This is a genomic window from Campylobacter concisus, from assembly GCF_002165785.1.
In the GTDB taxonomy this organism is placed as follows: Bacteria; Campylobacterota; Campylobacteria; order Campylobacterales; family Campylobacteraceae; genus Campylobacter_A; species Campylobacter_A concisus_W.
The window spans coordinates 1-6,628 of sequence record NZ_NDYO01000019.1 but is presented as its reverse complement, the minus strand read 5'-3'; the positions used below and the strand labels follow the sequence as shown (position 1 = coordinate 6,628).

Sequence of the window (6,628 nt, the reverse complement as noted above, 5' to 3'; positions counted from 1 at the left end):
ATTTTTAACGCAGTAAATGATAAAGAAAAACTTTTTAAAATTCACTCTGACTCACCTAAAGCCTGCCCACTTGGTAGCAAGATCGAGGGACTTTTAACTGGTCACTTCCTAAAAGCACAAGAAGCTTTAGAGGATAGTTTAAGAAGCATTACTTTACAAGACCTATTAGATGAGCTTATTAATTTATAAAATTTAAAAAGTAGGTAAACTAAGTTATAGAATTTAAAAAGTAGGCTGATATATAAAAAACCAATCTATTTTATTTATTAGGAACGCTATGCGCTCCTAACTATTTTTATATATCTTTATGTAAGAATTTTTATAAATTTCTAGCTTTTTATTACTCTTTACTCTTCTCTTTTTTAGCTTTACTCTTTTTCTCTGTTTTATCTTTTAGCTTTTCTTTCTTATCTTTTATCTCTTTTATACTATTATCTTTAGCGCTATCTTTTTTCTCTTTTACTTCATCACTCTTTTTACTTGCTTTTTCTTTTATCTCATCTTTTTTAGATTTTATTTTTGATTTTGTGTCATCTATCTTTGTAGTGCCTGATACTGATATATCTGATTTTAAATTTTCAAATGTCTTATCACCTATACCATTTACATTTTTTATATCTTCTATTGAGTTAAATTTATTTGCTTTTCTATACTCTATTATTGCATCTGCCTTTGAAGATCCTATACCATCTAAACTCATTAACTCTTCTTTTGTAGCTGTGTTTAAATTTATGGCTGCTAGTAATGTAGAAGCTGCTACTAATAGTGAGAATACAATCTTTTTCATTTTTGTCCTTTTTGGGTAAATTTGGGTTTGGAGTCTATCATATTTGGTGTTTTTAGTCAACACTCGCATAAAAGCATAAACTAAAAGATATTTATAAATGTAAAGATAAAAAGTCTAATTATTTAAAAATATAAATAAATATAAGATTTGATATTTTGTTATAAATTAAGAAATAATATTAAAGGAAGATTGTTTAGATAAAGAAGATTAAAAATTAACAAAGCCCGCAACGACCTACTTTTCCAACATCCCAGTAAGGGAGAGTATCATCAGCCAGGACGAGCTTAGCTTCTTGGTTCGAGATGGAGCAAGGCGTTTCCTCGTCTGTATAGTCACGGGCAGTGTTAAATAAAAGATACATTAGATAAATCTCTTATTTAACACTACTTGATAAAGTTAAAAGTCATAAACAAAGTTTTATAAAAACATATCTTATTAAGTTTTTATCCTTAACAAGGAAGTGATGCTTATTAAAAGATAAGCAGACGAGCTATTAGTACTGGTCAGCTAAAGGACTTTCATCCATTACACACCCAGCCTATCAAACACATAGTCTATATGAGCTCTTAAAAGAAGATTCATCTTGGAGTTGGCTTCCTGCTTAGATGCTTTCAGCAGTTATCACATCCCAACATAGCTACCGAGCGGTGCTCTTGGCAGAACAACTCGTACACCAGTGGTTGGTTCGACCCGGTCCTCTCGTACTAGGGTCAACTCTCCTCAATCTTCTTGCGCCCACGGCAGATAGGGACCGAACTGTCTCACGACGTTCTGAACCCAGCTCGCGTACCGCTTTAAATGGCGAACAGCCATACCCTTGGGACCTGCTCCAGCCCCAGGATGCGATGAGCCGACATCGAGGTGCCAAACCTCCCCGTCGATGTGAGCTCTTGGGGGAGATCAGCCTGTTATCCCCGGGGTACCTTTTATCCTTTGAGCGATGGCCCTTCCACACAGAACCACCGGATCACTAAGACCGACTTTCGTCTCTGCTTGACGTGTATGTCTCGCAGTTAAGCTGGCTTATGCCTTTATACTCTACGAACGATTTCCAACCGTTCTGAGCCAACCTTTGTAAGCCTCCGTTACATTTTGGGAGGCGACCGCCCCAGTCAAACTACCCACCAGACATTGTCCTACTTGAGGATAACTCAAGCTAGTTAGCTATCAGAATAAAAAAGAGTGGTATCTCAACAACGGCTCACCATAAACTGGCGTCTATGGATCAAAGCCTCCCACCTATCCTGCACATTTTTATCCCAATAGCAGTGTCAAGCTGTAGTAAAGGTCCACGGGGTCTTTCCGTCTTGCCGCGGGTAGGAGGAATTTTCACCTCCACTACAATTTCACTGGATCCCTCTTCGAGACAGCTCCCATCTCGTTACGCCATTCATGCAGGTCGATATTTAATCGACAAGGAATTTCGCTACCTTAGGACCGTTATAGTTACGGCCGCCGTTTACTCGGGCTTCGATCAAACGCTTCGCAGAGCTAACGTCATCAATTAACCTTCGAGCACCGGGCAGGCGTCACACCCTATACATCCTCTTACGAGTTAGCAGAGTGCTGTGTTTTTGGTAAACAGTCGGGAGGGACTCTTTGTTGTAACCTTCAATGCTTACGGAGTAAATCCTTCACAAAGTTAGGCACACCTTATACCGAAGATACGGTGCTATTTTGCAGAGTTCCTTGAAGAGAGTTCTTCCACGCGCCTTAGAATACTCATCCCACCCACCTGTGTCGGTTTACGGTACGGGCAACTATAACTAAACTTAGAAACTTTTCTTGGCTCGACAGTATCGGCAATTCGCTATCCATTCCGAAGAACTTCAAACGCCTGTGGGGTCTCGGCTTAAAAAGATCCGGATTTGCCTGGATCTTAACCTACACCTTTCGACTAGCACTACCATCCGCTAGCTTGCTTAACTCTAAGCGTCCTTCCATCGCACATTATAGTTGGCATTGGAATATTAACCAATTTTCCATCGCATACCCCTTTCGGACTTTGCTTAGGACCCGGCTAACCCTACGATGACGAGCATCGCGTAGGAAACCTTGGGTTTACGGCGTTGGGGATTCTCACCCCAATTATCGCTACTCATGCCTGCATGCTCACTTGTATTCGCTCCAGCACTCCTTACCGGTATACCTTCAACGCAAATACAACGCTCTCCTACCACTTAGTAAAACTAAGTCTAAAGCTTCGGTACTCATTTTAGCCCCGTTATATTTTCCGCGCAGAATCACTAGACCAGTGAGCTATTACGCTTTCTTTAAAGGATGGCTGCTTCTAAGCCAACCTCCTGGTTGTTTAAGTAACTCCACATCGTTTTCCACTTAAATGAGATTTAGGGACCTTAGCTGTTAGTCTGGGTTGTTCCCCTCTCGACGACGGATTTTATCACTCGCCGCCTGACTGCCATGATTACACACTAGGTATTCGGAGTTTGATAGGGTTTGGTACATTGGTGTATGCCCTAGCCCATTCAGTGCTCTACCCCCTAGTGTTACTACATGACGCTATACCTAAATATATTTCGGAGAGAACCAGCTATCACGATGTTTGATTGGCCTTTCACCCCTATCCACAAGTCATCCCATAGCTTTTCAACGCTAGCGGGTTCGGTCCTCCACCGGCTCTTACACCGGTTTCAACCTGCTCATGGATAGATCACATCGTTTCGGGTCTGCAACGTCTGACTAAACGCCCTATTAAGACTCGCTTTCGCTACGGCTCCGGGTTTCCTTAACCTTGCCAGACATCACAACTCGCAGGCTCATTATGCAAAAGGCAGTCCATCACCCTGATAAATCATAGGGCTCTGAATGATTGTAAGCAAATGGTTTCAGGTTCTATTTCACTCTGATCACCTCAGTTCTTTTCACCTTTCCCTCACGGTACTTGTGCACTATCGGTCTAGTAGTAGTATTTAGGGTTGGATAGTGGTCTACCCAGCTTCAGACAGAATATCACGTGTTCCGCCCTACTCAGGATACTGCCAAGTAAAACAAAGCTTTCATATACGGGAGTATCACCCTCTATGCTTAATCTTTCCAAATTATTCTATTAGCTAAGTTTAGTCTATATTGCAGTCCTACAACCCCGTTAGTAAACTAACGGTTTGCCCTCTTACGCGTTCGCTCGCCGCTACTAGCGTAATCTCTTTTGATTTCTTTTCCTGAGGGTACTAAGATGTTTCAATTCCCCTCGTTCGCTCCATATTAGGTAGTTAAGCTCGCGCTTAACTGGGTTGCCCCATTCAGAAATTCCCGGATCAAAGCCCCTTGACGGCTCCCCGAGACTTATCGCAGCCTGGCACGTCTTTCATCGCCTCTACTAGCCAAGGCATCCACCACTTGCTCTTTGTAGCTTACCTTTTCTATATTAGATTATTCTAATTCGCATCACTTCCTTGTTAAAGATAACTTTATGTTACTATATTTAAATTCTAGCCCTCAAGACGGAAAGCATTGACTACTATTTAGATAAGTTTTAAATCCTAAATAGATTGTGATGTCAAACTTTTGCATTAAATGCAAAGAGAATAGAAATTTAAATCTTTAACAAGTCCTGTAAAATTGTTTTTAAAACTTGCTTGTGACTATTAACAATATTAATTAAAAGAACATTTAGACAAAAGTCTAATTAGAAAGTTTAATTTTTAAGCTCTCTAATTAGACTTAATATAGTTAAACTATTTTATGGTGGAGAATAGCGGGATCGAACCGCTGACCTCCTGCGTGCAAAGCAGGCGCTCTCCCAGCTGAGCTAATTCCCCAATTAAATTCTCTGGTGGGCCTAACAAGACTTGAACTTGTGACCTCACCCTTATCAGGGGTGCACTCTAACCAGCTGAGCTATAGGCCCCTATAGGTCTATCAATCTTTCAAAACTAAACAAGGATGATTGAGAATATCTTTCTTATAGATATCTTGTGAGAGAATATCTATATGTACTCTAGAAAGGAGGTGATCCAACCGCAGGTTCTCCTACGGTTACCTTGTTACGACTTCACCCCAGTCGCTGATTCCACTGTGGACGGTAACTAATTTAGTATTCCGGCTTCGAGTGAAATCAACTCCCATGGTGTGACGGGCGGTGAGTACAAGACCCGGGAACGTATTCACCGTAGCATGGCTGATCTACGATTACTAGCGATTCCGGCTTCATGGAGTCGAGTTGCAGACTCCAATCCGAACTGGGACATATTTTATAGATTTGCTCCATCTCGCGATATTGCTTCTCATTGTATATGCCATTGTAGCACGTGTGTCGCCCCGGACATAAGGGCCATGATGACTTGACGTCGTCCACACCTTCCTCCTCCTTACGAAGGCAGTCTCATTAGAGTGCTCAGCCGAACTGTTAGCAACTAATGACGTGGGTTGCGCTCGTTGCGGGACTTAACCCAACATCTCACGACACGAGCTGACGACAGCCGTGCAGCACCTGTCTTAACATTTCTGCAAGCAGACACTCTTCTATCTCTAGATGATTTGTTAGATATCAAGTCCGGGTAAGGTTCTTCGCGTATCTTCGAATTAAACCACATGCTCCACCGCTTGTGCGGGTCCCCGTCTATTCCTTTGAGTTTTAATCTTGCGACCGTACTCCCCAGGCGGTATACTTAATCCGTTAGGTGCATTACTGCCAAGACTAGCTTAGCAACAACTAGTATACATCGTTTAGGGCGTGGACTACCAGGGTATCTAATCCTGTTTGCTCCCCACGCTTTCACGCATTAGCGTCAGTTGAGTTCCAGCAGATCGCCTTCGCAATGGGTATTCCTGGTGATCTCTACGGATTTTACCCCTACACCACCAATTCCATCTGCCTCTCCCTCACTCTAGATTATCAGTTTCCCAAGCAGTTCTATGGTTAAGCCATAGGATTTCACAAGAGACTTGATAATCCGCCTACGCGTCCTTTACGCCCAGTGATTCCGAGTAACGCTTGCACCCTCCGTATTACCGCGGCTGCTGGCACGGAGTTAGCCGGTGCTTATTCGTTAGGTACCGTCATTATTCTTCCCTAACAAAAGGAGTTTACGCTCCGAAAAGTGTCATCCTCCACGCGGCGTTGCTGCTTCAGGGTTTCCCCCATTGAGCAATATTCCCTACTGCTGCCTCCCGTAGGAGTCTGGACCGTGTCTCAGTTCCAGTGTGACTGATCATCCTCTCAGACCAGTTATGCGTCATAGCCTTGGTGAGCCATTACCTCACCAACTAGCTGATACAATATAGCCTCATCCTACACCGAAAAACTTTCCCTATCTAACTTATGTAAGACAGGAGTATAGAGTATTAGCAGCCGTTTCCAACTGTTGTCCTCTAGTGTAGGGCAGATTAGCTATACATTACTCACCCGTGCGCCACTAACTCATAAGAGCAAGCTCTTACTTGTCCGTTCGACTTGCATGTATTAGGCACGCCGCCAGCGTTCACTCTGAGCCAGGATCAAACTCTCCATATTAATTACCTATCAAAATTTATTTGATAGGATTTTATTATGAAGTTTTTAATCAAAAAACTTTTAGTTTTATTTATTAGTTTGTCTAATCTATTATAAATTATAAAATAATAGACTGGCTCAATCGATCACTTGTTTAGATTTCAAAGATTGACTAATAGTTTAACAATTGTAAGTTAAAAGAACAACGATAAAAAGAAAAGGCTTTATTAACCAGTGAAGTTAAAGGTGGTTTCTCGTTTCGTGAGCTGGAATTATATACGAGCAATACTTAAAGATAGTTGAAATAATTAGGGAATTTTAGAAAAAATTGTTGGATGCTTTAAAATTTTAAATTGTGTATTTTTATTATAGGTTTAAGGGTTTAGTTT

At 41.6% G+C, this 6,628-nt stretch carries 1 protein-coding gene, 2 tRNA genes, 3 rRNA genes and 1 pseudogene; 1 reads left to right on the top strand and 6 read right to left on the bottom strand.

Annotated elements, in window-relative coordinates; genetic code table 11:
• A pseudogene (locus B9N62_RS10145) lies at positions 1 to 189 on the top strand (Rrf2 family transcriptional regulator); the annotation flags it as partial.
• A gap of 151 nt (positions 190 to 340) precedes the next feature.
• Here B9N62_RS10145 and B9N62_RS11075 read toward each other — a convergent pair.
• The 6 genes from B9N62_RS11075 to B9N62_RS10115 all read right to left on the bottom strand — a co-directional run bounded on the left by B9N62_RS11075 (position 341) and on the right by B9N62_RS10115 (position 6,260).
• Positions 341 to 787, bottom strand: a complete 447-nt coding sequence (locus B9N62_RS11075) for a ComEA family DNA-binding protein (protein WP_087585339.1) — start codon at positions 785 to 787, stop codon at positions 341 to 343.
• Between the two features lie 221 nt (positions 788 to 1,008).
• Positions 1,009 to 1,127, bottom strand: a 5S ribosomal RNA gene (gene rrf / locus B9N62_RS10135).
• Positions 1,128 to 1,260: 133 nt separating this feature from the next.
• Positions 1,261 to 4,164: ribosomal RNA gene (locus tag B9N62_RS10130) — 23S ribosomal RNA — on the bottom strand.
• Positions 4,165 to 4,490: 326 nt separating this feature from the next.
• Positions 4,491 to 4,566: transfer RNA gene (locus B9N62_RS10125), tRNA-Ala, on the bottom strand.
• Positions 4,567 to 4,578: 12 nt separating this feature from the next.
• Positions 4,579 to 4,655, bottom strand: a tRNA-Ile gene (locus B9N62_RS10120).
• A gap of 94 nt (positions 4,656 to 4,749) precedes the next feature.
• Positions 4,750 to 6,260, bottom strand: a 16S ribosomal RNA gene (locus B9N62_RS10115).
• Together the 16S, 23S and 5S rRNA genes with 2 tRNA genes alongside form the textbook arrangement of a ribosomal RNA operon.
• Between the last annotated feature and the right edge of the window lie 368 nt (positions 6,261 to 6,628).

Bases quoted from the DNA above. Each gene is read 5' to 3' on its own strand.
- B9N62_RS11075 (WP_087585339.1), bottom strand. From the start codon at position 787: ATGAAAAAGATTGTATTCTCACTATTAGTAGCAGCTTCTACATTACTA.